The 25403-nt window shown below is 65.4% G+C and carries 32 protein-coding genes; 13 read left to right on the top strand and 19 right to left on the bottom strand.

Annotated elements, in window-relative coordinates; translation table 11 throughout:
* Positions 1-59: 59 nt before the first annotated feature.
* Positions 60-329 (bottom strand): MarR family transcriptional regulator, encoded by a 270-nt coding sequence (locus EYW42_RS01430; RefSeq protein ID WP_135533472.1) that lies wholly within the window; start codon positions 327-329, stop codon positions 60-62.
* A 166-nt stretch (positions 330-495) separates the two neighbouring features.
* On the opposite strand from EYW42_RS01430, the gene pan1 reads away from it, so the two are divergent.
* Positions 496-1710 (top strand): proteasome-activating nucleotidase Pan1, encoded by a 1215-nt coding sequence (gene pan1, locus EYW42_RS01425; protein WP_135533471.1) that lies wholly within the window; start codon positions 496-498, stop codon positions 1708-1710.
* Positions 1711-2051: 341 nt separating this feature from the next.
* On the opposite strand, the gene EYW42_RS19630 is transcribed toward pan1, so the two are convergent.
* Positions 2052-2189 carry a hypothetical protein gene (locus EYW42_RS19630; protein WP_202613781.1) on the bottom strand — a complete coding sequence of 46 codons (138 nt, stop codon included), beginning with the start codon at positions 2187-2189 and terminating at the stop codon, positions 2052-2054.
* A gap of 93 nt (positions 2190-2282) precedes the next feature.
* On the opposite strand from EYW42_RS19630, the gene EYW42_RS01420 reads away from it, so the two are divergent.
* Both EYW42_RS01420 and EYW42_RS01415 read left to right on the top strand, forming a co-directional pair.
* A complete protein-coding gene (locus EYW42_RS01420) occupies positions 2283-2864 on the top strand; it encodes a GMP synthase subunit A (RefSeq protein WP_135533470.1) in 582 nt (193 codons plus the stop codon).
* 80 nt (positions 2865-2944) lie between these two features.
* The gene (locus tag EYW42_RS01415) at positions 2945-4801 is read left to right on the top strand and encodes a DUF2070 family protein (RefSeq protein WP_135533469.1); all 1857 of its coding nucleotides are present in this window, start codon (positions 2945-2947) and stop codon (positions 4799-4801) included.
* A gap of 112 nt (positions 4802-4913) precedes the next feature.
* On the opposite strand, the gene EYW42_RS01410 is transcribed toward EYW42_RS01415, so the two are convergent.
* Both EYW42_RS01410 and EYW42_RS01405 read right to left on the bottom strand, forming a co-directional pair.
* Positions 4914-5153 (bottom strand): DUF3194 domain-containing protein, encoded by a 240-nt coding sequence (locus tag EYW42_RS01410; RefSeq protein ID WP_135533468.1) that lies wholly within the window; start codon positions 5151-5153, stop codon positions 4914-4916.
* Complete coding sequence (locus tag EYW42_RS01405) at positions 5154-5549, bottom strand: prefoldin subunit beta (protein ID WP_135533467.1); 396 nt, start codon at positions 5547-5549, stop codon at positions 5154-5156.
* Positions 5550-5657: 108 nt separating this feature from the next.
* Here EYW42_RS01405 and EYW42_RS01400 point away from each other — a divergent pair, with 108 nt between their 5' ends.
* Positions 5658-6059, top strand: coding sequence for a DUF7344 domain-containing protein (locus EYW42_RS01400; protein ID WP_135533466.1), 402 nt, complete (start codon positions 5658-5660; stop codon positions 6057-6059).
* A 6-nt stretch (positions 6060-6065) separates the two neighbouring features.
* On the opposite strand, the gene EYW42_RS01395 is transcribed toward EYW42_RS01400, so the two are convergent.
* The 11 genes from EYW42_RS01395 to EYW42_RS19380 form a co-directional block, all read right to left on the bottom strand.
* Complete coding sequence (locus EYW42_RS01395) at positions 6066-6338, bottom strand: KEOPS complex subunit Pcc1 (protein ID WP_135533465.1); 273 nt, start codon at positions 6336-6338, stop codon at positions 6066-6068.
* A 1-nt stretch (position 6339) separates the two neighbouring features.
* Entirely contained in the window at positions 6340-6474 is a 135-nt protein-coding gene (locus EYW42_RS01390; RefSeq protein WP_066378269.1) for a DNA-directed RNA polymerase subunit P, read from the bottom strand.
* A complete protein-coding gene (locus EYW42_RS01385) occupies positions 6471-6749 on the bottom strand; it encodes a 50S ribosomal protein L37ae (RefSeq protein ID WP_135533464.1) in 279 nt (92 codons plus the stop codon). Before EYW42_RS01385 ends, EYW42_RS01390 begins: the two co-directional genes overlap by 4 nt.
* 35 nt (positions 6750-6784) lie before the next feature.
* Positions 6785-6982 (bottom strand): hypothetical protein, encoded by a 198-nt coding sequence (locus EYW42_RS01380; RefSeq protein ID WP_135533463.1) that lies wholly within the window; start codon positions 6980-6982, stop codon positions 6785-6787.
* A gap of 88 nt (positions 6983-7070) precedes the next feature.
* Positions 7071-7790, bottom strand: coding sequence for a DUF2103 domain-containing protein (locus EYW42_RS01375; RefSeq protein ID WP_135533462.1), 720 nt, complete (start codon positions 7788-7790; stop codon positions 7071-7073).
* 82 nt (positions 7791-7872) lie between these two features.
* On the bottom strand, positions 7873-8307 hold the full coding sequence (locus EYW42_RS01370; protein WP_135533461.1) for a zinc ribbon domain-containing protein: 435 nt from the start codon (positions 8305-8307) through the stop codon (positions 7873-7875).
* 123 nt (positions 8308-8430) lie between these two features.
* Entirely contained in the window at positions 8431-9753 is a 1323-nt protein-coding gene (truD, locus tag EYW42_RS01365; RefSeq protein WP_135533460.1) for a tRNA pseudouridine(13) synthase TruD, read from the bottom strand.
* Positions 9754-9986: 233 nt separating this feature from the next.
* On the bottom strand, positions 9987-10265 hold the full coding sequence (locus EYW42_RS01360; protein WP_135533459.1) for a HalOD1 output domain-containing protein: 279 nt from the start codon (positions 10263-10265) through the stop codon (positions 9987-9989).
* Positions 10266-10483: 218 nt separating this feature from the next.
* Positions 10484-10822: a peptidyl-tRNA hydrolase Pth2 gene (gene pth2 / locus EYW42_RS01355; RefSeq protein ID WP_135533458.1), complete on the bottom strand. Its 339-nt coding sequence runs from the start codon at positions 10820-10822 to the stop codon at positions 10484-10486.
* A 91-nt stretch (positions 10823-10913) separates the two neighbouring features.
* Complete coding sequence (locus tag EYW42_RS01350; RefSeq protein ID WP_135533457.1) at positions 10914-11726, bottom strand: TrmB family transcriptional regulator; 813 nt, start codon at positions 11724-11726, stop codon at positions 10914-10916.
* 89 nt (positions 11727-11815) lie between these two features.
* Complete coding sequence (locus EYW42_RS19380; protein ID WP_161972898.1) at positions 11816-11977, bottom strand: hypothetical protein; 162 nt, start codon at positions 11975-11977, stop codon at positions 11816-11818.
* A 3-nt stretch (positions 11978-11980) separates the two neighbouring features.
* On the opposite strand from EYW42_RS19380, the gene dcd reads away from it, so the two are divergent.
* The 6 genes from dcd to EYW42_RS01320 all read left to right on the top strand — a co-directional run bounded on the left by dcd (position 11981) and on the right by EYW42_RS01320 (position 17906).
* Complete coding sequence (dcd, locus tag EYW42_RS01345; protein ID WP_135533456.1) at positions 11981-12568, top strand: dCTP deaminase; 588 nt, start codon at positions 11981-11983, stop codon at positions 12566-12568.
* Complete coding sequence (locus EYW42_RS01340; RefSeq protein WP_135533455.1) at positions 12565-13461, top strand: thiamine-phosphate synthase family protein; 897 nt, start codon at positions 12565-12567, stop codon at positions 13459-13461. Before dcd ends, EYW42_RS01340 begins: the two co-directional genes overlap by 4 nt.
* A complete protein-coding gene (locus EYW42_RS01335) occupies positions 13461-14135 on the top strand; it encodes a class I SAM-dependent methyltransferase (RefSeq protein WP_135533454.1) in 675 nt (224 codons plus the stop codon). Before EYW42_RS01340 ends, EYW42_RS01335 begins: the two co-directional genes overlap by 1 nt.
* A gap of 181 nt (positions 14136-14316) precedes the next feature.
* Entirely contained in the window at positions 14317-15648 is a 1332-nt protein-coding gene (locus EYW42_RS01330; protein WP_135533453.1) for a hypothetical protein, read from the top strand.
* Between the two features lie 189 nt (positions 15649-15837).
* Positions 15838-17064 (top strand): hypothetical protein, encoded by a 1227-nt coding sequence (locus tag EYW42_RS01325; RefSeq protein WP_135533452.1) that lies wholly within the window; start codon positions 15838-15840, stop codon positions 17062-17064.
* A 272-nt stretch (positions 17065-17336) separates the two neighbouring features.
* Positions 17337-17906, top strand: a complete 570-nt coding sequence (locus EYW42_RS01320) for a GNAT family N-acetyltransferase (protein ID WP_135533451.1) — start codon at positions 17337-17339, stop codon at positions 17904-17906.
* Between the two features lie 13 nt (positions 17907-17919).
* Here the strand turns inward: EYW42_RS01320 and EYW42_RS01315 are convergent, their stop codons facing one another.
* Positions 17920-18705, bottom strand: coding sequence for a DUF7001 family protein (locus EYW42_RS01315; RefSeq protein ID WP_135533450.1), 786 nt, complete (start codon positions 18703-18705; stop codon positions 17920-17922).
* Between the two features lie 74 nt (positions 18706-18779).
* On the opposite strand from EYW42_RS01315, the gene EYW42_RS01310 reads away from it, so the two are divergent.
* On the top strand, positions 18780-20342 hold the full coding sequence (locus tag EYW42_RS01310) for a SagB/ThcOx family dehydrogenase (RefSeq protein ID WP_135533449.1): 1563 nt from the start codon (positions 18780-18782) through the stop codon (positions 20340-20342).
* Between the two features lie 22 nt (positions 20343-20364).
* Here the strand turns inward: EYW42_RS01310 and EYW42_RS01305 are convergent, their stop codons facing one another.
* Complete coding sequence (locus EYW42_RS01305) at positions 20365-21627, bottom strand: aminoacyl--tRNA ligase-related protein (RefSeq protein ID WP_135533448.1); 1263 nt, start codon at positions 21625-21627, stop codon at positions 20365-20367.
* 205 nt (positions 21628-21832) lie between these two features.
* On the opposite strand from EYW42_RS01305, the gene EYW42_RS01300 reads away from it, so the two are divergent.
* A complete protein-coding gene (locus EYW42_RS01300) occupies positions 21833-22207 on the top strand; it encodes a hypothetical protein (RefSeq protein WP_135533447.1) in 375 nt (124 codons plus the stop codon).
* 17 nt (positions 22208-22224) lie between these two features.
* On the opposite strand, the gene EYW42_RS01295 is transcribed toward EYW42_RS01300, so the two are convergent.
* Positions 22225-23154 carry a sulfide-dependent adenosine diphosphate thiazole synthase gene (locus EYW42_RS01295; RefSeq protein ID WP_135533446.1) on the bottom strand — a complete coding sequence of 310 codons (930 nt, stop codon included), beginning with the start codon at positions 23152-23154 and terminating at the stop codon, positions 22225-22227.
* Positions 23155-23619: 465 nt separating this feature from the next.
* The gene (locus EYW42_RS01290; RefSeq protein ID WP_135533445.1) at positions 23620-23853 is read right to left on the bottom strand and encodes a YgaP family membrane protein; all 234 of its coding nucleotides are present in this window, start codon (positions 23851-23853) and stop codon (positions 23620-23622) included.
* A 188-nt stretch (positions 23854-24041) separates the two neighbouring features.
* Here EYW42_RS01290 and EYW42_RS01285 point away from each other — a divergent pair, with 188 nt between their 5' ends.
* Complete coding sequence (locus EYW42_RS01285) at positions 24042-25391, top strand: hypothetical protein (RefSeq protein ID WP_135533444.1); 1350 nt, start codon at positions 24042-24044, stop codon at positions 25389-25391.
* Positions 25392-25403 lie beyond the last annotated feature (12 nt).

Below are 25403 nucleotides of genomic sequence, written 5' to 3'. Positions count from 1 at the left end.
TTTCCGAAGTTACAGCCGACAGTCTCAGCCGAGGGCGAGTTCTCCCTCGGAACGGACAATCATTCTAGAGCGAGTGTGTACAGTCGCTTGCGCGCGTCGGAGAAGGAAAAACGCGAATCGACGACATCTGCGTCTTCGAGACGATTCAGCGCGTACCGGACGGTACGGGGCGGTAGAAGGGTTTCTTCCGCGAGTTGACTCTGTGTAAGCGTGTCGTTGTACTCTAATACCTTCGCCACGAGTTTTGCGCTCGGCGGCAGGTCGCGAACGTCGTCCCAGGTACCTCCCGTTTCACTTTCTTCTGGCTGTGCTGACTCTGATGCTCCCATCGGTACCTGCACTGTTGTGAATACAGGCTAATAATATTTCTCCTTTCTATATATTACTGTTGGGTATTCATACACGAACGGGGTGGCGGTAGTTTTGTAATGTGTTACCGTTGTTTGTGGGTACTCACCCGCAGGCTTTTATGAGTCAACCCCTTATGCCGTGGTGATGACCGACACCGTGGAAGACGTCGATCTCCCGTACGACGAGGAGGAGGCGTCGCAACAGGAGAAAATAGAGGCGTTACGCGAACGCCTGGAAGTTCTGGAGTCTCAAAACGAGGAGATGCGGGACAAACTCCTCGACGCGAACGCCGAGAACAACAAGTATCAGCAGAAACTCGAACGACTCACCCACGAGAACAAGAAGCTCAAGCAGTCGCCGCTGTTCGTCGCCACCGTTCAGGAAGTCACGGACGAAGGCGTCATCATCAAACAGCACGGCAACAATCAGGAAGCGCTTACCGAGGTCACGGACGAGTTGCGGGAGGACATCGAACCGGACAGCAGGGTCGCGGTCAACAACTCTCTCTCTATCGTGAAGGCCCTCGACAACGAGACGGATGTCCGCGCTCGCGTGATGGAGGTCAGCGAGAGCCCCGATGTCACCTACAGCGACATCGGCGGCCTCGAAGAGCAGATGCAGGAAGTCCGCGAAACCGTCGAGATGCCGCTCAACAAGCCCGGCGCGTTCGACGAGGTCGGGATCGAACCCCCGAGCGGCGTCCTCCTCTACGGCCCGCCGGGCACCGGTAAGACGATGCTGGCGAAAGCGGTCGCGAACGAGACGGACGCCACGTTCATCAAGATGGCCGGCTCCGAACTCGTCCACAAGTTCATCGGCGAGGGCGCGAAACTCGTCCGCGACCTCTTCGAGGTCGCTCGCGAGCACGAACCAGCCGTGATCTTCATCGACGAGATAGACGCGATCGCGGCAAAGCGGACGGAGTCGAAGACCTCCGGCGACGCCGAGGTCCAGCGGACGATGATGCAACTGCTCTCGGAGATGGACGGCTTCGAGGACCGCGGCGAGATCCGCATCATCGCGGCGACGAACCGCTTCGACATGCTCGACCGCGCCATCCTCCGGCCCGGTCGCTTCGACCGTCTCATCGAAGTGCCCAAGCCCGACAACGAGGGTCGTGAGATCATCTTCCAGATCCACACCCGCGACATGAACACCGCAGACGACGTCGATTTCACCGCGCTCGCCGAGATGGCACAGGAAGCGAGCGGGGCCGACATCAAGGCTATTTGTACCGAGGCCGGGATGTTCGCCATCCGCGACGACCGGACCGACATCCGCCAGTCCGACTTCGAGGAAGCCTACGAAAAGATCGAGTCGGAGTCCGAGGAAGAGACGGTGTCGAAGACGTTCGCCTGACGCGACCTTTTACGCTGTCGTTCGGAAAACCCGAATCGACTTCCGCGGTGACGAGACGGTGATCGTCTCGAACGACTTCGCGCCGTGTTCGCTCGACTCGGCAAAAGCTCGACCAAAACCACTCCTCTTCTGCTTCGGTCCGTTCAGTCATCGGACCGGTCGCGGATCTATTGCTTGACGGCTGCCAGCCCTTCCCCGTCATCGCGCGACGCTCGACGAACCGCCGAGCGCCGCGCTCCCGGCCGTCGGTCGGGGTCGTCGAGACTGCTGTCACTGTGTGCCGGTGTCTGCCGACCCGGTCGGCGAACTCCCGAACTGACGGACAACAGTCCTATCCGGATCTACAGCGAGACGAACAGCAGGTACGGCAGGCCGAACAGTATCGCCGTCATCGCCACGAGGATGATCGCGTAGCCGACTCCGGTACCGAGCGCAGCCATCCACGCCGGGTGGTTGAACTCGTCGAAGGCGTTTGGCATGCTCCGACTGTCGTCTGGCCGGCGCTTAATCTTACCGCTTCCCCGGAAGCGACTCCGGACCGCTTTTATCCGCTGACCGGGTATGAGTGCGTAATGACGAGGATCGTCGTGGTTGACAACCACGGACAGTTCACGCATCTCGAACAGCGCGCGCTCCGCGACATGGGAGTCGACACCGACCTCATCGACAACGACACGCCGCCGGAAGAGATAGACGCCGACGGCGTTGTCCTCTCCGGCGGCCCGGACATGGACGACATCGGTCGGAGCGCGGAGTACCTGGAGGCGGACGTACCGGTACTGGGGATCTGTCTCGGCATGCAGATCATGGCGGACGAACTCGGCGGGCGAGTCGGCGGCGGCGAGTACGGCGGGTACGCCGATGTCACCGTCGACATACTGAACGAGGACGACCCGTTGACCGGGACGCTCGCGCCCGAGACGCGCGTGTGGGCGAGTCACGCGGACGAGGTCAAAGAGCTCCCCGACGGGTTCGAACTCACGGGACGAAGCGACGTCTGTGACGTGGAAGCGATGAGCGACGCGGACCGCGACCTCTACGGCGTCCAGTGGCATCCGGAGGTCGCACACACCGCCGAGGGCGAGGAACTGTTCGAGAACTTCCGGCAGATCTGCGAGAGCTACAGTACCGCTCGCAAGTCGTCTCACGCCTGATCGAACGCCGGTAACTGAACGCGAGAACGGGTGCGATCGACACTACATCTTTACTATCTACGGGCGAGAACCCGAAACTAATGACAGCGACGCAAGGTGACCTTGCGAGTCTCTCCCGCTACGTCTTTCGCGCGCCGCGGTGGCATGCGAGCCTGGCGTTCGCACTTGTCGTCGCCGCCGTCACGGGCGTCGGCGTCTTCGACAACACGTATCTGCTGGAGGACGTCTGGCAGGGGGTCTTCTTCGTCGGCGTGCCAACCGTCGCGGCGAGTTTCCTGACCAGCAGCGTCGACCGCTCGCTCGGCGGACAGCTAACGCCGAACCGGTCGTCGCTACTTGCGCTTATCTGTGAGGTGTTCGTCGTCGCCGTGCTGGTCGGTGCCGGCGTCGTCGCCGCGCTCTCCCCGTTCGGCCTGAACTTCGTCTTCGACGCTTTCCTGGCGGCGCTCGCCGGGATCTTCGCCTTTCGCCTGCTCGTCGTGATGGCGGTGTCGAGTCACGGCGTACTGGTCGCTTCCATCCCGGCGAGCATCCAGACCGCCGCCGCGGCCGTCATGCTGTTCGTGTACAGCGGGACGATGCGGTATTTCGCGGTCGAGGGCCGTCTGGTCGAAGCGTTCCTCTCGCGGCAGGGGCAGGCACCTCCCGAACTGAACGTCGTCGTCCCCAGCGACTTCGGGCTACTACTCGCCATCTGTGTCGTTTACGGCGCGGCGGTGTACGCGTTCGTCCGGACCATCGACCGGCCGTGGCAACGGAGCCTAGGCGTAAGCGTGCTCGACTTTCTCGGCGGGTTCATCGGTCACATCGCCGACGGGACCCGCGAACTCGAAGACTTCTTCGAGGAGATCGGCGAGGAGGCTGTCGTCCCGGTCACCGTCTGTTCGGTTCGCCGCCCCGGTGGCGACGAGAAAGCCCGGTTCGTCCTGCCGATGATCCACCCGGGTCCGATGGGCGAGATCGGCGGGGGTAACCTGCCCGTTCGAGTCGCCCAGCAGGCGGAGGGGCTCGGGTTCCCGCCGCACGCGACCGCCGGCCACGACTTCAACCTCGTCACCGAGCGGGAGGTCGACACCGTCGTCGACGCCGCCGACCGCGCGATGGCGGACATCGACTACACCGACCGCGCGACCCGGAGCGTCCGCGTGGACGAAGGCGACGCCTCGCTGTTGGCGCAGGCGGTCGGCGACGACCTCCTATCGACTATCACCTACTCGCCCTCCTTCGCCGACGACGTTTCCTACGCTGTCGGCCTCGCGGCGGCCGCGGAAGCCCGGTCCGGCGGGATCGAGGACGTCCTCCTCGCTGACGCGCACAACTGCAACGACGGCCTGCAGGGCGACGATCTCGGCCACGTCACCCCGGGGAGCGAGCGGGCCTTCGAGACGCAGGAAGCCGCCGCGCGGGCCGGAGAGACGCTGGTCGACGCGCCGCGGGCTCCGCTTCGCGTCGGCGTCGCCTGGGACGAGACGCCCTGGGAGCCCGACGACGGGATCGGTCCGCTGGGCGTCAGAGTGGCCGTGTTCGAAGTGGACGACCAGTTAACGGCGTACGTCCTGATCGACGGGAACAACATGGAACCGGGCTTACGCGATCGCCTCGTTACGGGCATCACCGGGGTCGATCAGATCGAAGTGATGACGACCGACACGCACGTCGTCAACCAGGTAGAGGCGACGAACCAGGTGGGCGAAGCGATTCCCGACGGGAAGTTGCTCGACCTGATCAGCCGACTCGTCGACGAGGCCGTCGACGACGTCGAACCGGTCGAGGCCGGGATAGCGAGCGAGCGCGCGGCCGTCACCGTGTTCGGTAACGACCGGACGGAGACGCTCGCCAGCACTGCCAACGCGATGGTGTCGATGGGTGGCGGTCTCGCGGCGGCGACGACACTGGTCGCGATGATCGTGAGCGTACTCATCTTCCTGATCGCGTAACACGACCATTTTCGGCGTCTGGAACGCTCCGCGTGCCGCTCGTCCACGGATGAAACGGCGGTAGCTGTAGGATCGCGCTACGAACTACCGTTACGGCAGCGAAAACGGCCCCTCAGGCCGAATCGAAGAGATCGTCGACTGCGCCGCGCGCGGCGAGCGCGGCGTCGTCTGCGACGCGGTCCTCGTCGGCGTCTCCGTCAGGGGCGTGGACGTACACGTCGACTTCGAGGATCTCGTCCTCGAACGTCACCGTTACGTCCAAGTCGTCGATATCTGAGTTTTTGAACCGCGATAAAACGACGTTCTCGGCCGCCTCGGCGGCGGTCTGTACGACTTCGTCGTCAGTCGGCATTTATGCGCCGCCGGCGCCGCCGCCCATTCCGCCCATCGGGCCGCCGCCACCGCCGCCACCGAGCATCTGCTGGAGTTCCTGCTGCAGTTCCTCGAACTGCTCTTGCACGCGCTCCTCCTGCTTTTCGAGGGTCTCGACGCGGATCTCGAGGCTCTCGGTCTTCTCTTCGAGGTCGTCCTGCGCCTCGTCGTAATCGGTCGCGACGAGCAGTTCGCCGACCTCTCGGTACATCTGCGTGTCCTCGCTGATGTCGCCGAGTTCGTCGAGAGCGTTCTGTGCCTCGGTCAGTTGCGTCTCGGCCTCGTTTTTCTGGACGGCGACCTGTTGGGCCGTCTCCTGAAGGTCCTGCAGTTCTTCGAGTTTTTCCTGTGCTTCCGGCGGCAGATTACCCTGCATATTCTGAGGGTCGTTCCCCGCATTGAAAAACCCCCGCTTTATCACTTCGGCAGAAGAGGCGACGCCTGTCGTTACTGTTAAGGGCGTTATTTATGAATATAAATAGGCATGAGTAGCGACGACACGAGCCGGCAGGAGCCTCCCCGCCCGGCCCCGTTCGTTCGGGGCGACCAAGACGAAACGCGATCCGAGATGCTCTCAATGAGTGCAGTGTTCGAGTTGATGGCGGAACGTCGTCGCAGATACGCCCTCTACCACCTCGTCGACGCGGACAGCCCGGTCGATTTTGACGACCTCGTCGACGCCGTCGTCGACTGGGAGACGGGCGATCTCGACCCGCCGCGCGGCCACGAGAGTCGAGTGTTGTCGTCGCTACACCACTCACACCTGCAGCGTCTGGAGACGGAAGGCGTCGTGGCGTACGACGCTGACACCGGTCTCGTCTGGTATCTCGGATCTGAAAAACTCGAAGCCCAACTCTCGGAGAGCAGAGACGCGGAGCTCCCGTAACCTTCCCTACGTCAGACGGTCTCCCGGAACCGCGCGTTCGAGCGTTCGTTCCGCCGCGTCGACGAGCGAGAGCCACGTGTTCAGTCCCGCCCGGAGGGCAACGAGGTCCGACGCCTCGACGGTGACGGTCACCGTCGCGGCGGTCCGCGACACCGTCGTCGTCGAGCGGTCGCCCGCTATCTCGCCGACTTCCTGGCGGACGCTCCGCTCGACGATTCGAGCGCGTTCGGGAGACGCGTAGTCGAACGCGAGCGTCGTCTCGTGAACGAACGACGCCACGTTACTCGACGTCGACTTCCTTGACGTCGCGACTCCGCTCTTTCAGCAGTACGCGGTGACCGCAGTAGGGACACCGAACTCCGCCGTACTCGTCGAGTTCGACGTCGCGCTTACAGCGAGAGCACTTGTAGCTCATTCTTCGTCGGCCAGTGCGGCGCGGATCGAACGGGTAACAGTTCGTCCGCCGGGGGTCTGCGGTCGGTACGTCCCGCCCGCGAACTTGTACCCGCACTTGCCGCACTGCCAGATGCCTGTTCCCTGTCGGTCGACGGCGTCGGTGCCGCAGTCCGGGCAGGTGTGGTCGTCGTTCATATCCGACTCTATCTCGGCGACTCGGCGTCGGGCGACGCGACCGTAGCGCGCACCGAAGCGCCCAGCACTACCGGTTCGTCGTTTTCCGTCTTCGGCCATAGTACCGTCACGTAACCGAAGCGCGCAAATAAAGGCTACGAGTTGGCTTCCCCGTCCACCGGTAACGTCAGGATCTCGTGGGCGATGAGACAGAGCGCGCCGACGAACCCGACGACCCAGAGAAACGATCCCCCTCCGCTCGTACCGAGCGCTCGTGCGCCCGCTTCGAGAACGATCCCGCTCGACGCGACGAGCGGGATCGCAACGAGCACCGCGTCGTACCGAGAGGCCATCGTCTAATTATATCTAATTACAGCTAAAAAGGCGTTGGGGGACCGGTGAGAATTGGACCGGCCCCGCTCGCCGACAGGGCCGCTGGGGTTACTGTAACTCCGCTTCGGCGAGTGCGTCGTTCAGGTCCTCTCGCACTCGCTCGCCGGTGTCGCGGTCGCGGGCCGTCGTCACTACTCGGTTTTCCTGAACGCTCGACCCGTTGCGGATCAACAGGCGGACGTTACCGTTCCCGTCGGACCGGGTCGCTTTCGCGCGGAGACCGGACTGCGACCCCTTCCCGCCGGCGTCGATCGGACCGGGTACTATCTTCTTGACGTGCGGATGTCCCGCGACAGTCTGGACGGCGCGCCTGCCCGCCCGCCCGCCGATGAGCGTGGTGTGCGTGCCGCCGATCTTCTCTCTCGGTGCGGCGTCGACGACCTCCAGCGCGGCGGTTCCCTGCCTGTCGAGTACCGCCTGGACCGGGTCCTCCTCCTCGACGCGGTAGAACTCGTGGTGGAGTTGCTCCCGCGTCGATCGCAACACTTCGCGGTGACCGGCGGCGAACACCTCCTCCGGCCGCTTGCGCCGCACCTCGTCGGCGATGCGCCCGGCGAAGTTTCGGAGTTCGATCACGCCGGTCTCCTCGCCGTCCTCGGGGCTCGTAGTTATCGTCGTCGTCGCGACGACGGCGTCCTCGTCTAGCATCGTCACCGACGCTCGGTCCCGGTCGATGTCGAGAACGACCGCGTCGGCGTTCGGCGTCCGGCAGACCAGACAGTAGTCGCCCGGTCGCTCCAGCGGGGACGCGCACTGCCGACAGTCCATGACCGATGGTAACTGCGCGCCGGATAAAACACGCCCGCTTCTCGTCTCTCCGGGCGGAGTCGCTCACTCGAACCCGGATCGACTACCCGACGTCCTGGCCCGTCGCTGATCGTGTGCCGACCTCGCTCCCGCAGTTGCGGCAGTACCGAGCGCCGTCGGCCAGCACGACGCCGCACTCCGGGCAGGAGTGCGGCCCGTCCGAGTCGTGGGGAAGTTTCTCGCCGCAAGTTCGGCAGAACTCGGCGTCTGCTGCGGCCGCTTCGCCGCAGTTCGGACACGCGCGGGCCGACTCCCACAGGACCCGCCGTCGCGAGTCGTTCAGGTACTTGTAGGCCGCGTAAACCGCGTTGAGGACGCCGAACGACCACCAGGCGGTGAGAAGAGCGATGACGACGTGGACGCCAAGGTCGCCGTAGTTCCGGTTCACGAGGACGACGCGGTCGGGCGACTCGTCCTCGATAGCCCATCCTGCCTGCAGCGCCTGGTCTATCTCGCGCCGAAGCCGTTCACTTCGCATATGTGCCCTTCCACACGAACGAATAAATGGGTCGGCCAGGTTCAGTCTCAGCCCCGTTGTGTCGCCGACCGTCCGCGCGGCGAAGCGACCACCGTTATGATGTTGCGAAAGTCCCGTTCGCCATCACCCGAGATGTAGCGGATCGCCTTTCAGATACTCGCGCAGGACGACGGTCGCGTACGACCCTTTCGGCAGAGTGAACGAGAACCTGAGCGGGTCGCGCTCCACGTCGAGATGGGTGTGGACCAGGACCGCCCGTCTGGTCCCGGTCGACTCGAACTCGCCCGGCAGATCGAAATCGGCCGGCGCGAGGTCGAGGTCGTCGAGAACGTCCCGTTCGATCTCGCCCGGTTCGCCGTCCCCGAGTTCCGTCTCCGTTCCGATCAGGGGTGCAGTGACGAACGCCCTGCGGCGTTCGCAGTGGCGGGCAACGGTGTCGACGCGACGCTCGGTGACGCGCTGGAGGCGGTCCGTGTCGGGCAGGGCGAGGCCGTCCGGCGCGTCGGTGTCCGCGAAGCAAGCGACGTCTCCCTCCACGGGGCGGTCGAACGGGAGACCGCGTTCCAGTCGCTCGCTCAGGATCCGGTTGAACGCGTACGACTGCGCGGCGTGGACGAACAGGCGCTGGAGGTTCGACGGGACCGTCTCCAGCGCCGCGCGGAAGTCCGCCGGGTCCTCGCCGCCGTTGTCCGCGAGTTCGTGCAGCATCGACCGCTCGTAGCCGAGGCGGCGCGGGAACTCCTCCAGCGCGGCCGTCCAGTCACGGTTCTCCTCGACGAAGCGGCGGGCGTCCTGCGTCCCTTCGGGTTCGCTCTCGCGGGGGTTGCCGAGGTAGGCCATCACGGCTTCCTCCCATTCCTCGCGGACGACGCACAGACCGACCTCGTGGGTGACCGGTCGCTTGCTTCCGAACCGCTGCTGGCCGAAGAAGTTGGGGACCGCCGCCGACCCGCCGCCGAACTCGCGGAGGGTCGCGGTGATCGCGTCCGCGTTTTCGGGCGCGTCCGGGTCGGAAACGACGATGTCGAACGCGTTGCCCGCCAGGTCGCCGAACTGGATGGCTCGCCCGGCGCGGCCAACGACGTCTATGGCAGCGTCGCGGATGTCGGGGAGGTCGGCCGGTTCGACTCCCTTCACGCTGAACAGTTGCGTCGTTACGGCGTACTTGTCCTTGGTTCCGGCCCAGGAGACCCGTTCGCGGCTGATCCCTATCGCGTCCGAGAGGCGCTTGGCGAAGTCGTTCGTATCCCAGCCAGAGAGAGTGACTCGGAGAACCAGATGATTGTACGTCCCCGAGTCAGCGTCGACCGGTTCCGTGTCGAACCGTTCGAGTTCCTCGACGCGGAAGTCGGGTTCCTCGGCGCGGAGTCTTCCGCCGGTCCCGTCCGCGTCGCTGACGTAATACTCCATGCCGACTGCACGCTCGATATCGTGCGGCGACCGCATCAGCGACCACCTCCCGGCGAACGACGGATTGCGTCCATAGAGAGTGGTGTCGCCGCGGGGCATAAGGGCTGACCGGTCCGCGCTGGAACCGACGTGAAGTCCCGCGCACTGGGCCGGCGGTCGCAGTCAGAGTACACTGTCGGCTGTCCCTGTTCGTACAGGAGTCGCTGAGTCAGTGTACCGGATCCGGTTGCTGATGCTGGCAGATATTCGACAATAGCCGACAGCGTCTCTTACTCGTTCGATGTCGTCATCGCCTGCACAGTGACGGACCCGTTGGCCGCAACGGTGACGGCACAACCGTTCGATTCGAAGGTGACGGAGCCAGTGTTTCGGCTTGTCGACGACGTGTCGTCGAAGATCGTTTCGAGCGCGTCGGGGTCGACGGCGTCGTGAAGCGGTTCGAGATCGAGGAGATCCGCGTCGAGTTCGTCCGCGATAGCGTGGAGAACCGACTCGGTTACGCTCCGGGAGTCCTGTGGGGCCTGTTCCGTACCGAGTGTCGTACTCATCACTCCTTCCGAAGAGCGGCACGGGTATAGTGGTTCCATCTTGCTCAATAGCCTCGCTGGAATCGGATGGCTATGAGTATAGTATCCGGTGGGATCAGACTCTTCCGACGTGCCCGGAATGAAACAGCCAAGATGGAATTTAGGGAGGAGAAGCGCCCTCTCGACGCCGGTTTCGTCTCGGACGTGACTGAGGCGGACGGTGCTGATAGGTCCGCGCTCTAGAACAGCGAGAGGTCACCAGTTACTTTGTCGACGATGGCCTCGTCGCCAGGACCCACCGCCAGTGCTGTGACGGTACCAGGGTCCAACTGAGTGTGGCCGGCGTCGCGAACGATGGCGTGGGGCAGTCCCTCGCGCTCCGCGACGTCTGCGAGTTCGAACAGTTGCGACTCGCCGCTTCCCTTGAGGACGACCTTCTTCTGGCCGTCGCCTTTCCATCGCTTGCGGGTCCGCTTGTCCGCGTCCTGGTAGGCCGAAAGCGACGCATGTGCGACCTGTGCGGCGAGTTTTCCCTGACCCATGCCGATGTCTGTGCGAGCGACGATCGCCTGTTTCATGCCCGGTACGATGGCGGGAACGCCTTTAGCCCTGATCATCGCTCTCGGGCACCGTCGAAGCCCGTCGGGAAAGCGGCGCTCGGTGAGTCGATCACTCGGTCTCGGTCTCGTCGTACACATCTCCGACGTTTTCCTTCAGTTCGTAGGTCAACACCCGCTCGGTAAACGTCGCGAAGCCGTGGTCGATCCCGTCGCTCCACGCCGCGGTTTCGTTCGGCACACCCGGGAGCTGTTCGTCGTGCGTAGCGCTCACCAGCACCGGTCCCCGGTCCGCCATTAGCAACCGCCCGATCTGCGGGCTCTCGCTCATCGAGGTGAACCACTCGATCAGTCCGGTGGTGAAGATGACGGCATCTATTTCGGCGTCGTTGATGCGCTCCCGAACCGATTCGACGACGGTACCGACGTGGAGGGTGACGCCGCGCTCGGTGGCATCGGCGAGCGCGGCGACGACGTCCTCGTCGAGTAACCCCTCGTCCAGCAGTATCAACACTAGTTCGTCGCTCGCGCCGTCGACGATATCGATCACCCGACCGGTCACCTGTTCGTGGGCGCTGATCGCCCACACCGCCTGTTGGGCTTCCTTGTACGCCGGCTCCAGCTGTCGGAGCGACCGTTCGACCGTCTCGAAATACGACTCGTACTCCTTCCGGAGTATCCTGATCGCGCTGTCGATCGAAACGCTCTGGTACGTCCGCGGTTCGCCCTCCTCCATCGCCACTAACCCTTTCTTCTGGAGCTTCTCCACTGTCTCGTACACCCGCGACCGCGGAATGTCGGCGACTTTCCCCACCTCTTTGGCTGTCCCGTGAGGGATCCGCGTGAGCGCGACGAAACACCGTGCTTCGTATGCGGTCAAACCGAGCTGCTCAAGTGCGCTTATCGCGGCCTGTGCCTCGTCCATATCGTCCGTACGGGACGTGTTCGGTAGTGCCTTCGGGTGGTGTTTCTCCCGGACGTCGTCCTCTCCGTCTTGCGCGACGACCGCCGCCGCTACGTCCCCGCGCCGACCCGGACGAACGACTGTTCGTCGACTGTCTCCCGCGAACTGCTCCGGCGAACGCCGGCGGATCGGTCCGCCGGTCGCCGGTCGTCGGTTGGCTCTGACGCGACGCCCGGACCGGGGAATTTAGGCCCCTCCGCTCGCTCCTTCACCGTATGATACTCTCGGACGCGGACATCCTCCGCCGGCTCGAAGCGGGAGACCTCGCCGTCGAGCCGCTGGAGGACCCCGACCTACAGATCCAGCCGGCGAGCATCGACCTCCGACTCGGCCGCGAGTTCCTGGAGTTCCAGCGAACGAACATTCCCTGTATCCACCCCGACGCGGAGTGGGAGGTAGACGAGTACGTCGACGAGACGGTCGTCGACGAGGGCGAGGAGTTCATCCTCCACCCCGGCGATTTCGTCCTCGGGACGACGAAAGAGCGCGTCGACATCCCGGCGGACCTCCTCGCGCACGTACAGGGCCGGTCTTCGCTCGGCCGCCTGGCGATCGTGGTACACGCGACGGCGGGCGTCGTCGACCCGGGGTACCGCGGCCAGATAACGCTCGAACTGTCGAATCTCGGCACCGCACCCGTGGCGCTGACGCCCGGCATGCGCATCTCACAGCTCATCTTCACTGAGATGAAATCCGCGGCGGAGCGCCCGTACGGCAGCGGCCGCGGGTCGAAATACCAGGACCAGGACGGGCCACAGGCGTCGCGCATCGGCGGCGACCGGGAGTTCGGCGGCGACCAATGAAGTTCATCGAGGAGATCGTCGTCGAGGAGTTCCTCCCGACGTTCCGGTCGATGCTCGCGGAGGACCTGCGCGATCGCGGGCTGACCCAGAGCGAGGTCGCCGAAGCGCTCGGGATCAGCCAGTCGGCCGTTTCGAAGTACGCCCACGGCGACGTGGCACGCCGCGAGGTGATCCTGGAGGACGAGCGCGTCCGCGAACTCGTCGAACGGATCGGCGAGGGGATGACCGACGGCGAGATGCGACCGGTGCAGGCGCTCGTCGAGACGGAGGTGTTGATCCGGCGTCTGGAAAACGGCGACGTACTGGCGTCGCTGCACGAGGAGGCCGTCCCCGAACTTTCGGAGTACGGCGGCGGCTTCAACATTCACGACCCGGAAAGCGAACTCCGGACGACGGAGCGCGTGCTCGCATCGGTCCGGCGGGGGCTGCGCCGCCTGGAAAACACCAGCGGGTTCGCCACGCTCATTCCCGACGTGGGGTCGAACCTCGTCGCTTGTACGCCCGGCGCGACGGACGTCGACGACGTCGCGGGCGTCCCCGGTCGGATCTTCGACGTGAAGGGTCAGGCGACCGTGCCGGGCGACCCCGAGTTCGGCGTCAGTGAACACGTCGCCACCGTCCTCCTCGCGGCCCGCCGCGCGGGCAGCGACGCACGGGCGGCGCTGAACGTCCGGTACGACCCCGACATCGTCGAACGTCTCGTGAACGACGGCTACCAGACCGTCGAGTTCGATGGCGAAACGTCCACGGAAGAGGCGGTGAAAGCGGCGCTCTCGGACGTGGACGACGCCGACGCGCTCTACCAGAGCGGCGGGTACGGAATAGAGCCGATCGTCTACGTCTTGGGGCCGGACGCCGAGACGGTCGTCGAGCGCGTTCGAGGGCTGGTGTAATGTCGGGGGCGTCGTCCGCGCAGGCGTTTTACGGCCGCTGGGCGGCGCTGTACGACGCCGTCGCCAGACACATGCCCGGCGTCGCGCGTCTCCGCGAGCGGGCCGCGTCGGCGCTCCGACTCTCCGCCGGCGACACCGTCGTCGAAATGGGCTGCGGGACCGGCGCAAACCTCCCGTACCTCCGCGAGCAGGTCGGTCCGGACGGGACCGTCGTCGGCGTCGATTTCACTGGCCCTATTCTCGACCGGGCGCGGGACCTCGTCGAACGGCGCGGGTGGGAGAACGTCCACGTCGTCCGCGGCGACGCGACGAGGCCGCCGATCACCGACGGCGTCGACGGGATCCTCTCGACGTTCGTCGTCGGGATGCTGGCGGATCCGGCCGGGACCGTCGACGACTGGTGTGACCTCCTGAACGCCGGCGGTCACCTGGTCCTGGTCGACGCCGCGGAGAGCGACCGGTGGTACGCCGCGCCGATAAACGCCGCGTTCCGCGCAGTCACCGTCCTCTCGACGCCGCCGACGCTCAGGGTTCGGTACGAGAACTCGCCGCACGAGTCGCTCGTGCGGCGGGTCACGGACGCCAGAGACGCGCTTCGGGCGCGCTCGGCCGCCGTCGCTCACGAGGACCACTGGGCCGGGATCGTTCGCCTGACCGGCGGCCGGATCGACTGATCCGGTCGCGTATCTGGCGGGGGTCGCGCGAACTATTCGGCGGATATGGCGGTGGTCGCGCGAGCCGTCTGACGAACCCTGTGCGACCACCCGGCGGCGACCGCTCTCGATAGCTGGTCCCGGCCGGTCGAAAGGTCGTGCCCGGCGGTAGTATTTTGGTCGCTCTAGTCGATACTGACGTATGGCGACTCGTAGGCGTCTCGCCGCCCTGATACTCGTCCTCTCCGTGGTCCTCTCCGGATGCGCGGCAGATTCGGCCGCCTTCCAAACGACGGCCGACGAAAACGACACGAACACGACCACGGAGACGACGGTCGCCACGACGACGACGGAAGTCAACGTCACGGAAAAGTACTCGGTCCCCGTCGAGGGTGACGACCTCCCGGTCGACGCCGACCGAACGTTCGCCCGCGTGCAGGCGCTCGTCGGGACGAACGTCGAACCGCAGTCAGTGACGGTCCGTGAGGGGACGGCACGGTCGAACACCGCCGACTACTACACGTCCCGGTCGTTCTTCCGGATCATGGGTCTCGACGAGACGAACTACTCGACGAAGGGTGCAAGCGGGGTAACGTACAGGGACGGAGAAGTGCGGCTCACGACCCGCGAGGCGTCCGATGCAGAGGTCGAACGCGTTCTCGCCCACGAGTTCATCCACACCGTTCAGATGCGGTCGGGGATGACAGAGAGTCTGAACAGGGAGTCTGCAGTGAGTCGATCGACGGACGCCTCGCTGGTTCGCCAGGCGCTCGTCGAGGGAGGCGCGGTGTACGTCACCGACAGCTACTCCGAGCGGTTCCAGTCGCCGACGGTACATCAGTCGGACGTCGTCGCGGAGGAATACGAGAGCGGTCCCGCCGGCAACCGCTATCTCTGGGCTCCCTATCACTTCGGCTACCGATACGTCGCCGCGACGGTCGACTCGCCGAACGAACTCGACACGGCGTACGAAAACCACCCCGAGACCACGGAGCAGTTGATCCACAACTACGGCCCGGCGGAGGAACCGGCCCTCGACCTCGAACTGTCGACCGACGATTCCGGAAGCTGGTTCCGAACCGACGCTGACACGAAAGGAGAACTCGTGACTCGCATCGTTCTCCGGAGCCAACTCTCCCGGGCGCGCGCTGCCGCGGCGGCGTCCGGGTGGGGGAACGACCGCCTGTACGTGTACGAACACAGTTCCGGCAGAACGACAGGGCTCGCCTGGGCGCTCCGCTGGGACGATGCCGACGAAGCCGACGAAGCGCAGGCGGCCTTCCGGTCGTACGCGGCGAAACACGGCGACGACTCCGAGGCGTCGGTACAGGTCGAACGCGTCACCCGTGAAACGCTGGTGGTGTTCGCCGGCGACGACGAGTTCGTCGACAACGCTTACGCCGCCGGCAGCGACGACGAGGTCGAGGTCGCCATCGACAACCGAACGACCGCCGGCGCGGACGTGGCGTTCCCGGCGGTACCCGCACCGAACGACGGTGGCGGGACCACGACTGGCGTCTACAGTAGTCCCTGAAACGATTCATACGCTGATCGCATCGCTGTCGTCCGATCCAGATCTGCATTGACTTTCAGTGGTTACTGTAGGCCGCTTCGGCAATGCGACGCGTTACTCCGTGTGGTCCGGTCGCCGTCCAGCCCGGTCCGCGGACCGAGGGGCGAGACCACCACTGTTTTGTTCAAACGAGTCGTTTTGGCAACTAACATGCGTGTGAAGGCTCTCGTCGTCGTGTTGCTCCTCCTCGTCTCCGGATGTTCCGCTCCGTTCCTCGGTGACACCACCACCGACGCCGAGACGGAGGTCCTGAACGAGTCGACGGTCGACGCCACGACGACCGATGCTCCGATGACCGAAACCACGACTACGACTGACACTCTCGGTGGGGACGAATACGACGTAACGGTCCAGAACGGCACGCTCGGTGTCGACGAAGACGAAGCGTACGGACGCACTCAGTCGCTGCTCGGTACCGACATCGAACCGCGACCCGTCGAGGTACGCAACCTGACCGAGCACCGAGGGTTCGCTCCCGGTGCAAACGACTTCTTCGCGACGATGGGCGTCGGGAACGCGTCGTTCGCCGAGGACACGGCCGGCGGCCTCACGACGACGAGCGGTGCCGTCTACATCCATCCCGGGAACGGTTCGCCCGGAGAGGTCGAGCAGGTGCTCGTCCACGAGTACGTCCACGCGGCTCAGTTCAACGGGAACATGCTGCCCTGGATCGACGCCCTCGAACAGCCGCGATTGACCAACGACCTCGTCCAGACCCGCCTCTCGCTGGTCGAAGGCGGAGCGGTGTACGTCTCCGACGTGTACACCGACCAGCATCTCGATGTCGCCCCGAGTTCGACTCGGATCGCGGACGAGTACGACTCCGGGTCGACGGCGGAACGGCTGTTCCTGGCCCGGTACCACTTCGGCAATCAGTACGTCGCCAACGAGATCGACGACCCGTCCGAACTCGAGACGGTGTACGAGGACTACCCGCGCACCACCGAGCAACTCCTTCATCCGGGCTCCGACGACGCGGAACGGGACCTGAACGTTGCTGTCGACGACGCCGGCGAGTGGCGCACTGCCGGTAACGACACGATAGGCGAACTCACTACGCGCGTCCTCCTCTCCGGTGAACTCGACGACGACACCGCGAGCCAGGCCGTGGCGGGGTGGGGGACTGACGACGTGGTGATACTCCGGAACGACGACCAGCGGGCGTACATCTGGGCCTTCCGCATGGACGACACGAGCGAGGCCGACGAACTGGCGGCCGCGATGGAGACGTTCGCGGATGCCCGCAACGCCGATAGCGACGCGATGTTCGCGGTCGATCGACCGACGGGCGAGACGGTCGTTCTGACCGCCGCGCCGGACTCGTTCGACGCCGCGGTCGAGGGCGAGAACGGCTCCGTGACGGTGACCGTCGAGTAGGAGAACCGCGCTTGTGGCCGCTGGCCGTACGCTTTCGTCGCCGAGACCGGTCAGAACGGGCAACAGTCACGGGGAGTGAACCTCGCAGATCCGGACTGTGTCTCCGTACCAACCCGAACATTTACTTCGTCCGTGACAGTAATGCCGAACAGAGCTGACCGATGATCGTTTCTCTCTGCTCCTGAGTTGGCCGTCGTCTCGCTTCGTCCCCGAGGCGGACCAGCTTCCGGCTTTCGTTGCATCAGTAGCCTACCGACTATCAGAGAGATATCATGCCAAGACCAACATTCATCGATTGCGACCGCCTCGACCTCAAGCCGCCCGACGAGGAAGACATCGAATTCCTCCGAGAAGGAGTGAATCACCCGAGAGTCCGTCAGTACATCAGCGCGTTCAGGACGCCGTACACGGAGGACCGCTACCGGGACGAGCTGTGGCCGATAGATAGCGACGGGGACGGCGTCTCGCTACTCGCCGTTCCGAACGACGGCGAGTTCTCGGGGGACCCGGTGGGGTCGGTACAGTTGTATCCCCTCAACGACGCGGACGGCTACGCGAACTTCGGCGTCTGGTTCCATCCGACGGCGTGGGGAGAAGGATACGCGCTCGAAGCCGGCGCGAACCTCATCGAGTACGGGTTTCGGGACCTCCGGTTGCACCGCGTCTCGGCGACCGCGATGGCCCGGAACGAAGCCTCCAGAACGCTCTGCGAGCGGCTCGGATTCGTCCACGAAGGAACCACCCGCGAGACCCAGTTCGCCGACGGCGAGTACGCGGACGTCGAGCGATACGGACTGCTGGTCGACGAGTGGGGCGGCCCCGAGGAGATACTCGACGGGTGACGGCGACGGTAGGTTACGCCTCGTACCGCTCGGCGTGCCTCGCGCAGAACTCGGGGTCGCGTAACTGCGCCTTGACGACGCCGTCCTGACGGTGGGGGTTCGAGAGGCGACAGCGCTCGTCGTCGCAAAAGCCCTCGCCGGTCGCCGCGAGATGGACCGCCTGCAGGACGTACCCTTTGAGTGCCTCGGTCGTCCGCGGGTCGCCGTCGACGAGGAACTCGCCGTCGACCTGGTTCTCCAGCACCTCGCGCGGCGGGGCATCCCCTGACAGCATCGCGTGCTTTTGCTTCTCGCGGTAGTACGACTCGGGCTTTGCGGGGGCCTCGTAGAGCCCCGGCACGGACACCAGCGAGGGCTGGCCGAGCACGTTCACGCGCTTGTGCCAGCGGCCGTCGTGGTCTCCCCAGGTGCCGACGACGCGATCCAGCAGGGCGATGTGGAGGCTGTCGAGCGCGCGTTCCTCCCGCGGAAGCGCGGCGTTCAGCGCCCGCTGGACGGCGACGCCGTCGTAGAGTACGCCGCCCTCGCGCTCGGGGTGGTCCAATGCGCGCTCCTCGTATCGGACGATCCCCAACATTGTGTTCCCGGTTTCGCGCTCGTACGGGTCGAGAACGCGCGCCTCGGCGAACTGCTCGGCAAGGTCGCTGTCTGATCCCCCGCGGTGGACATCGAGAAACCGTTTCCGGACGCACACGCCAGCGTCGACTCGCTCTCGGAGCCAGTCAGCGACGGCGTCGGTGTCGACCGGCGGCGCTCCGTCGTACGCCGGCGGCCGGTAGAGCGTGACCTCGTCGACCATATGCCTCGGTGGTACCACTGGATGAAACAAGTTGCGGTCCGGGTCTTTTTGCGTTCGACGACCGGAGTATCGGTATGGTCGACGCTCGCGAGTACCACGAACGGACGAAACACAGTCCGCGGAGCGTTCGCGAGGACGACTTCGTGCTCGATCACGACAACCGCCCGCGGCCGTACAAGACGTACGAGGACCTGCCGAAGCGCTCGCTCCCGGCGATTCGGCCGGCGCAGGGAGCGACGCTTAGCGCGGTCGCCGAATCTACCGCGGACCCGCTTGTAGACGCCGAACAGGTCCCGCGGACAGACCTCGACCGCGAGACGCTGGCGACGATATGCTACCATGCGAACGGCGTCGTGAAAACCATCGACCATCAGCGGCGGACGCTGCGCTTCCGGGCCGCCTCCTGTACGGGAAAACTGTACCACGTCGACCTCTATCTCGTCTGCGGCGACTGCGACGGACTGCCGGCGGGCGTTTACCACTTCGACCCCTCGACGTTCGCATTGGATGTCGTTCGCGAGGGCGATTACCGCGGCGTCCTCGCCGAGGCGACCGGAGGACAGAACGGGGTCGCGAACGCTCCCGTCACCGTCGTCACCACGTCGACGTGGTGGCGCAATGCCTGGAAGTACCGCGACCGAACCTACCGCCACGCATTCTGGGACTCCGGCACGGTCCTCGCGAACCTGCTGGGGGCGGCACACGCGCTCGACTACCGGGCCGAGGTCGTCGCCGGGTTCGCCGACGACCCGGTGGCGACGCTTCTCGGCATCGACCCGACCGAGGAGGCCCCGCTGGAACTCGTCCCGGTCGGCGGCGCAGGTAGCACGAAGGAACCTCCCGCCGGCGCGCCGGCGGTCGACCCCATCGCCCCCGAGACAGTACCGCTGTCGGCCGACCCCGTGGACTATCCGCTGATCCACGACGCCTGGGAACAGAGCGCGCTCCCCGACGGCGACGCCGCACGGGAGTGGCGGGAGCGCTGTCGCGAGGCGCGCGGTGCGAGCACTGTCGAAGCCGTGGACGACGGTGGCGGCGAGCGCGTCGCCCTCGACCCGGTCGACCACGAGACGGCGTCGGCCCGGCCGCTCCACGAGACGATACGACGCCGCGGGTCGTGTCGGGAGTTCGCCGACGAGGGACCGTCCCGGCGACAGGTCGGAACCGTCCTCGACCGCGCGACCCGCGGCGTTCCCGGCGACTGGAACGACGGACGCGCGTCGGGGCTCGAGTTCAACGACGTCTACGTCCTCGCGACGGGCGTCGAGGGCATCCCCGACGGGACCTACCAGTTCCGCGGCGACGAGTCGGCGCTGGAGCGTCTCGGCGACGCGGACCGGCGGACGAAACAGCATCTCGCCCTGGACCAGCGCTGGGCCGGCGACGCCCACGTGAACGTCTACCTCCTCGCGAACGCCGACGAACTGGTTGACCGACTGGGCAACCGCGGCTATCGCCTCGCCCAGTTAGAAGCCGGCCTCGCACTCGGTCGACTGTATCTCGCGACCTACGCTCACCGCGATCTGGGCGGGACGGGTCTCACGTTCTACGACGACGAAGTGACGGAACATCTCTCTCCGCGTGCGACAAGAGAGACGCCGATGTGTCTGTTCGCGTTCGGCCGGCGGGACGACTGACCCCGGACCGTCGGCCGGCGGGCTACAGTCGCCGCTCCCGGCCCACCGTCTCCAGCGCCGTCTCGATGTCCACGTACCGCGTCTCGCCGTCGCGGGACTCCAGTTCGACCTCGCCGGTCTCCAGGAAGCGGTTCCCCAGCACGACCTTCGTGGGGATCCCGAGCAGGTCGCTCTCGGCGAAGCGCTCGCCGATGGTCCGGTCGCCGTCGTACAGGAGGACGTCGTCGCGGGCCTCATGGATCCGGTCCGCGGCCGCCCGGACCTCGCCCTCGTAGCGGAGGGGGATCACCGACGCGGCGAAGGGGGCGACGCTCCCCTTGTCCGTGACGGGCCACCGACAGCCGTCCGCGTCGGCGTACTGTTCGATGAGCGTCTGGACGACCCTCGTGACCCCGATCCCGTAACTCCCCATCTCAACGTGGACCCGCTCCCCGTCGGCCAGATCGACCGTCAGGTCCATCGCCTCGGAGTACCGCGTCCCGAGCCGGAAGACGTGACCGACCTCGATGCCCTCGCTCGCGCCGAGCGCGCCGCCGCAGTCGGGGCAGTCGTCGCCCGCCGCGGCGTCGTCGAACGCGGGGTGCTCGTCGGTGAGACCGTACCGGCAGTCCGCCGACCCGCAGTGCAGCAGGTCGCAGGTCCCCTCGTCGACGGGCGCGACGAACTCCTCGGAGCCGGTCCCGCCCATGACGCCGTCGTCGGCCTCGCTCACGACGAACTCGACGCCGAGCGCCTCGAAGATCCGGCGGTAGGCATCGCGGACGCGCTCGTACCACTCGGCCAGGGAGTCGCGGTCCGCGTGGAGGCTGTAGGCGTCCTTCATCGTGAACTCCTTCGTCCGGAGCAGTCCGTTCCTGGCGTGGTCGTCGCGGTGCTTCACGCCCACCTGATAGAGCAGGATGGGGAGGTCATCGTACGACCGCACGCGGCCGTCGACGAGGTCCACGACGCCCTCCTCCTGGGAGGGCGCGAGACACATGTCCGCCCCGTCGCGGTTCTCGAAGGTGAACATCTCGTCCTCGAACTTCTCCCACCGGCCGCTTCGCTCCCAGGCGGACCGGTACTGCAACTGGGGCAGGTTGATCCGCTGGCCGCCGATGGCCTCCATCTCCCGCTCGACCGTCCGGATCACCTTCCGCCGGACGCGCTCGCCAGCGGGGGCAAACGCGTACACGCCGCTTCCCAGTCGCTCTACCAGGCCGGCGCGGTGCGCGAGCTCGACCGCCTCCCGGTCGTGGTCGCCGGCCTCGCGGCTGGTGGGGAGGTACGCCTCGCTACGCCGCACGGGACTCACCCCCGTTCGCGGCGGTCGTCGCGCTACAGCTACTCGTGACGATACGACAGAACCAGTGCGCTCGTTCCTCGATACGGCTATCGCGGAACCCAGCCGCGGGCCACACCGGACCCGCGGTTGCTACGGCGAGCGTGCGTCGTTTGAAGCATGCGGTAGCGGCTTCTCGGCTATCCGACAAAGGCGTTCGGGTGGTGTGGTGGTGTCTGACACCCGGACGTGGATGCCCGTCCGCCGCGACCGAACTCCTCATCGACGAGCGCCGTCGGGCGACGGTCGTCCGGTCGACGACGATTACGCGCGTAACCGCGACTGCGCCAGCGCGAGCGCCGTCGTCGCGATGACGCCGCCGCCGAACCCGAGTCCGGTGGTCGCCGCCTCTTCGGCGCGCAGAAACGTGACGACCGTGACAAGTCCGAGCACGAACGCCGCGGTCCGGACCGAGTCGGGGACGCTCTCGAACGCCGACTGCAGACGTGGGTTCGCCTCGATAGCCGTCAGCGCCGCACCGGTCGCGGCACCGGCGGCGGCGAACGCGACCGGGAGGGACGCTACTTGCTGCGCGCTCGCGTAGAGATAGGAGTCGGCGCGTCAGTCGTCGGCGAGGGTGGCGCGACTCGTCACGTCGACGTCCTCGGCGTCGATGCCGAGTTCGTCGATAGCGGTCTGTGCGGCGCGCTTGCCGGAGATGAGCATCGCACCGAACGTCGGGCCCATTCGCGGCAGGCCGTAGGTCGTCGCGGTCGCCATGCCGGTGACGACGAGGCCGTCGTGGGCGAGACCGGTGTGTTCGACGACGGCGTCCTCGGACTTGCCGACCCACATCGAGTCGTGGCCGGGCGAGTCGTGACCGGGCGCACCGTAGGTGTCGTCGCCGGTGCTGTCCATGCCGCTGGCTTCCTCTTCTAGGCCGGGGGCGTTCAGGACGCCGCGCTCATCGAGTTTCTTGACGGCCATCGCTTCGTGACCGGTCGCGTCGATGACGAGGTCGGCCTCGACGGCGATGGGGTCGACACAGGTGATCTCACGCGGGAGCGCGTGGACCGGCGTCCAGTTCATGACGATACCGCCGACGCGGTGGTCCTCGCGGATCACGATGTCGGTGAACTCCGTCATGTTCTGCATCTTCGCGCCGGCGTCGCAGGCGGCCTTGATGAGGCCGGAACAGGCCTCGGGTCCGTTCGCGACGTAGAGCCCGTCGGAGTCCTGGGACTGCTTGTAGTCCACTTCGAGTTCTTCGAGCACCTGCTGGGCCGGGTCCCGAACGGTGACCTTGTTCATCAGGAAGCCGCCCAGCCAGAAGCCGCCTCCGAGGTAGTTGTTCTTCTCGACGACCATCACCTGCACGCCGCGCTCGGCGAGTTCCTTGGCCGCCATCAGCCCCGACGGTCCGCCCCCGACGATGATAACGTCCGAATCCGAGAAGTCCATGAACTCCTCGGTCCACTCCTGTCCGATGGCGCGCGTGACCTCTGCCTCGCCCACGTCACTGAACTCGTCGAACTGATCTGATTCGCTCATACCACTTAGTAATACCACGGAGTGGTTAAAGGTGTTGCGTTGTGACGCGCTGCCGGCAGTGAGTCAGGTTCCGTCCCCGTCATTCTATAGCTATAGCGGGAATACAACCAATTCGTATTCTAAACTTGTCAATAGCGTGTGCGTACCGATCTCATTATTGAGCCGCTGATCCGTCTATAATATGGTTTACCTGTGGACATCCGTGATGTTTGTATCATTTAGAAAACACTCTTCAGTGCGGGGGAAGTACGTCCGTGTATGTACTGGAAACACCCCCGAAACGAGAGCGATGCAGAGCACAAAAAGCGCGAGACGAAGTCCGGAACGGACTGGTCGTTCATCGCGGCGATGATGGGCGCCTCGTAATCTATCTCAGTTCTCCGCGCACCGTCGGTAGCGGCAGACTGAAAGTGTCGGGTTTCTCACCTCCCATCGACCGGTAGAATCCTCGCCGCTCGACCGCATTCAGGCGGGCATCTCCATGAGGTCGCGGTCCTGGTCCGACGGATACGTGTCGCGGCCGAGCGCCGCGTTCGCCGGACAGTACTGCGTCGTCGCCGTGTACAGTAGTTCGCTCCCGCCGAGAAGAGTAAGGACCCGAACCGCGCGGGAGCGGTTCGCGGTCAGCGCGAGTAAAACGAGCGCAGTTCCGGCGATGAGGCGCGCGATACGTTCGGTATCACCGACGTTTTTCGCCATGGTCGAGATTCCACGACGAGCGAGAAAACTGTTTGCCGGGAATGATGGCAACTCTACCCGGCGGCGGACCGACGTATGTTTGCCGAACGAAGCCCGTATTCAGTAGTTGGGATCGTTTGCTGTCTTCCCTTCCTCCGAATGCTCTGCTATCCGAAATGCTTTACTTTCTGGTAGTGTCTGGTGGAAATATGGTCGGCCGCTCGTGGCTCTCTGCAGTGACACTCGCATTGCTCCTCCTCGTCGCCGGGTGCGCCGCGCCGTACGCGTCCGATACGGCGACGGAATCTCCGGATACCGAGACGACTGATCCGTCACAGCGCACGTCAACCGAGACGGCGCACGACGCGACATCGTCGGACCCATCCGACGAGAAGGCCGGTTCCGAGCCGGGAATCGACTCGCCGAACGGAACGGGCACCGCGGTCGGACAGAGCGAGCGAGTAGTCGTCAAAAACGGGTCGTTGTCCGTCAACGCAACCGAAGTGTACCAGCGCGTCGAGCGCCTGATGGGCGTCGACGCCGACACCCCGACAGTGCAGATCAGACAGCTCGGCGCTGTTGACTTCTCAAGGGGACGGGTCTCTCCGCGGTACCGTGCGCTGGGTTATCAGTCGGACCCCGGAAACGAGTCACAGTGCGGGAGTTTCGCCCCGGCCTACGCGGCAAGCGACGAAGTTATAATCTCGCCAGACAATCTCACCGAAACCGGCGCAAAACTCGTTCTCGCCCACGAGTACGTTCACATCATCCAGCGGAACGTCGAGGGGTACGACAACCTCAGTACCGTCGGCAGCCACGGGTTGAGACACGCCGTGACCGAGGGCACCGCAGTGTACGTCGCAGACGCCTACGCCCGGGAGTACGACAAGTCGTGGCACGACACGACGCCGCTCGGCATACGGGAGTGTCTCTACCGAAGCGTGGGCGACACCGGGCGGGAACTATCCGGGCGCTACTACTTCGGCGGCCGCTACTTCGACCAGCGCCTGAACTCGTCGACGGATATCTCGTCCGTCTACCGCTCGCCGCCGAACACGACGGAACAGCTCGTGCACGGTCTGGCTCCGTCGGCCGAACCGCCGGTGGATCTGTCCGTGACGTTCGAAGGCACCGAGTCCTGGCAGGCGAACCGCCCGGAACGGATGGGTGAACTCGGCGTCAGAACCTGGTTGCACACGGAACTGCCGCAAGACCGCGTGGACGCCGCCGCGACCGGCTGGGGTAACGACACCCTCGCCTCGTTCGGTGAGGAAAACCGGACCAGCGTCACCTGGGTGACTCGGTGGGACACGTCGTCCGACGCCGACGAGTTCGCCGACGCGGTCGATGATATCGGCGGAGAGTTGGAGACTGCTGATGTCGCCACCCTACGGCACGTTCGCGTATCGGAACGAACCGTCGTCGTGTTCGCGGGCAACGAGTCGTTCGTCGACGGTGCCGAAGCGACCGGAAATGGCGGGAACGTGACCGTCATCGCGCCCCGCGGGCCGTCGGACGAGATCTCGTCCGCTCGCCGGGGGCCGCCGGTCGTCTCCTGAGGTCGGGACAGC

It is taken from the genome of Halostella pelagica, assembly GCF_004762015.1.
In the GTDB taxonomy this organism is placed as follows: Archaea; Halobacteriota; Halobacteria; order Halobacteriales; family Natronoarchaeaceae; genus Halostella; species Halostella pelagica.
This window is presented reverse-complemented; position numbering and strand designations above follow the sequence as displayed.

Excerpts from the sequence above, each read along its gene's own strand:
- EYW42_RS01310 (WP_135533449.1), top strand. The coding sequence starts at position 18,780 with ATGGTCGACGCTCGCGAGTACCACGAACGGACGAAACACAGTCCGCGG.
- EYW42_RS01330 (WP_135533453.1), top strand. The coding sequence starts at position 14,317 with ATGGCGACTCGTAGGCGTCTCGCCGCCCTGATACTCGTCCTCTCCGTG.
- dcd (WP_135533456.1), top strand. The coding sequence starts at position 11,981 with ATGATACTCTCGGACGCGGACATCCTCCGCCGGCTCGAAGCGGGAGAC.
- EYW42_RS01420 (WP_135533470.1), top strand. The coding sequence starts at position 2,283 with ATGACGAGGATCGTCGTGGTTGACAACCACGGACAGTTCACGCATCTC.
- EYW42_RS01325 (WP_135533452.1), top strand. The coding sequence starts at position 15,838 with ATGCGTGTGAAGGCTCTCGTCGTCGTGTTGCTCCTCCTCGTCTCCGGA.
- EYW42_RS01410 (WP_135533468.1), bottom strand. The coding sequence starts at position 5,153 with ATGCCGACTGACGACGAAGTCGTACAGACCGCCGCCGAGGCGGCCGAG.
- EYW42_RS01385 (WP_135533464.1), bottom strand. The coding sequence starts at position 6,749 with ATGGCCGAAGACGGAAAACGACGAACCGGTAGTGCTGGGCGCTTCGGT.
- EYW42_RS01405 (WP_135533467.1), bottom strand. The coding sequence starts at position 5,549 with ATGCAGGGTAATCTGCCGCCGGAAGCACAGGAAAAACTCGAAGAACTG.
- EYW42_RS01430 (WP_135533472.1), bottom strand. The coding sequence starts at position 329 with ATGGGAGCATCAGAGTCAGCACAGCCAGAAGAAAGTGAAACGGGAGGT.
- EYW42_RS01350 (WP_135533457.1), bottom strand. The coding sequence starts at position 11,726 with ATGGACGAGGCACAGGCCGCGATAAGCGCACTTGAGCAGCTCGGTTTG.
- EYW42_RS01390 (WP_066378269.1), bottom strand. The coding sequence starts at position 6,474 with ATGAGCTACAAGTGCTCTCGCTGTAAGCGCGACGTCGAACTCGACGAG.
- EYW42_RS01335 (WP_135533454.1), top strand. The coding sequence starts at position 13,461 with ATGTCGGGGGCGTCGTCCGCGCAGGCGTTTTACGGCCGCTGGGCGGCG.
- EYW42_RS01295 (WP_135533446.1), bottom strand. The coding sequence starts at position 23,154 with ATGAGCGAATCAGATCAGTTCGACGAGTTCAGTGACGTGGGCGAGGCA.
- EYW42_RS01375 (WP_135533462.1), bottom strand. The coding sequence starts at position 7,790 with ATGGACTGTCGGCAGTGCGCGTCCCCGCTGGAGCGACCGGGCGACTAC.
- EYW42_RS19630 (WP_202613781.1), bottom strand. The coding sequence starts at position 2,189 with ATGCCAAACGCCTTCGACGAGTTCAACCACCCGGCGTGGATGGCTGCG.
- truD (WP_135533460.1), bottom strand. The coding sequence starts at position 9,753 with ATGCGGTCGCCGCACGATATCGAGCGTGCAGTCGGCATGGAGTATTAC.
- EYW42_RS01340 (WP_135533455.1), top strand. The coding sequence starts at position 12,565 with ATGAAGTTCATCGAGGAGATCGTCGTCGAGGAGTTCCTCCCGACGTTC.
- pan1 (WP_135533471.1), top strand. The coding sequence starts at position 496 with ATGACCGACACCGTGGAAGACGTCGATCTCCCGTACGACGAGGAGGAG.
- EYW42_RS01400 (WP_135533466.1), top strand. The coding sequence starts at position 5,658 with ATGAGTAGCGACGACACGAGCCGGCAGGAGCCTCCCCGCCCGGCCCCG.
- EYW42_RS01380 (WP_135533463.1), bottom strand. The coding sequence starts at position 6,982 with ATGGCCTCTCGGTACGACGCGGTGCTCGTTGCGATCCCGCTCGTCGCG.
- EYW42_RS01285 (WP_135533444.1), top strand. The coding sequence starts at position 24,042 with ATGGTCGGCCGCTCGTGGCTCTCTGCAGTGACACTCGCATTGCTCCTC.
- EYW42_RS01290 (WP_135533445.1), bottom strand. The coding sequence starts at position 23,853 with ATGGCGAAAAACGTCGGTGATACCGAACGTATCGCGCGCCTCATCGCC.
- EYW42_RS01360 (WP_135533459.1), bottom strand. The coding sequence starts at position 10,265 with ATGAGTACGACACTCGGTACGGAACAGGCCCCACAGGACTCCCGGAGC.
- pth2 (WP_135533458.1), bottom strand. The coding sequence starts at position 10,822 with ATGAAACAGGCGATCGTCGCTCGCACAGACATCGGCATGGGTCAGGGA.
- EYW42_RS01415 (WP_135533469.1), top strand. The coding sequence starts at position 2,945 with ATGACAGCGACGCAAGGTGACCTTGCGAGTCTCTCCCGCTACGTCTTT.
- EYW42_RS01370 (WP_135533461.1), bottom strand. The coding sequence starts at position 8,307 with ATGCGAAGTGAACGGCTTCGGCGCGAGATAGACCAGGCGCTGCAGGCA.
- EYW42_RS01315 (WP_135533450.1), bottom strand. The coding sequence starts at position 18,705 with ATGGTCGACGAGGTCACGCTCTACCGGCCGCCGGCGTACGACGGAGCG.
- EYW42_RS01320 (WP_135533451.1), top strand. The coding sequence starts at position 17,337 with ATGCCAAGACCAACATTCATCGATTGCGACCGCCTCGACCTCAAGCCG.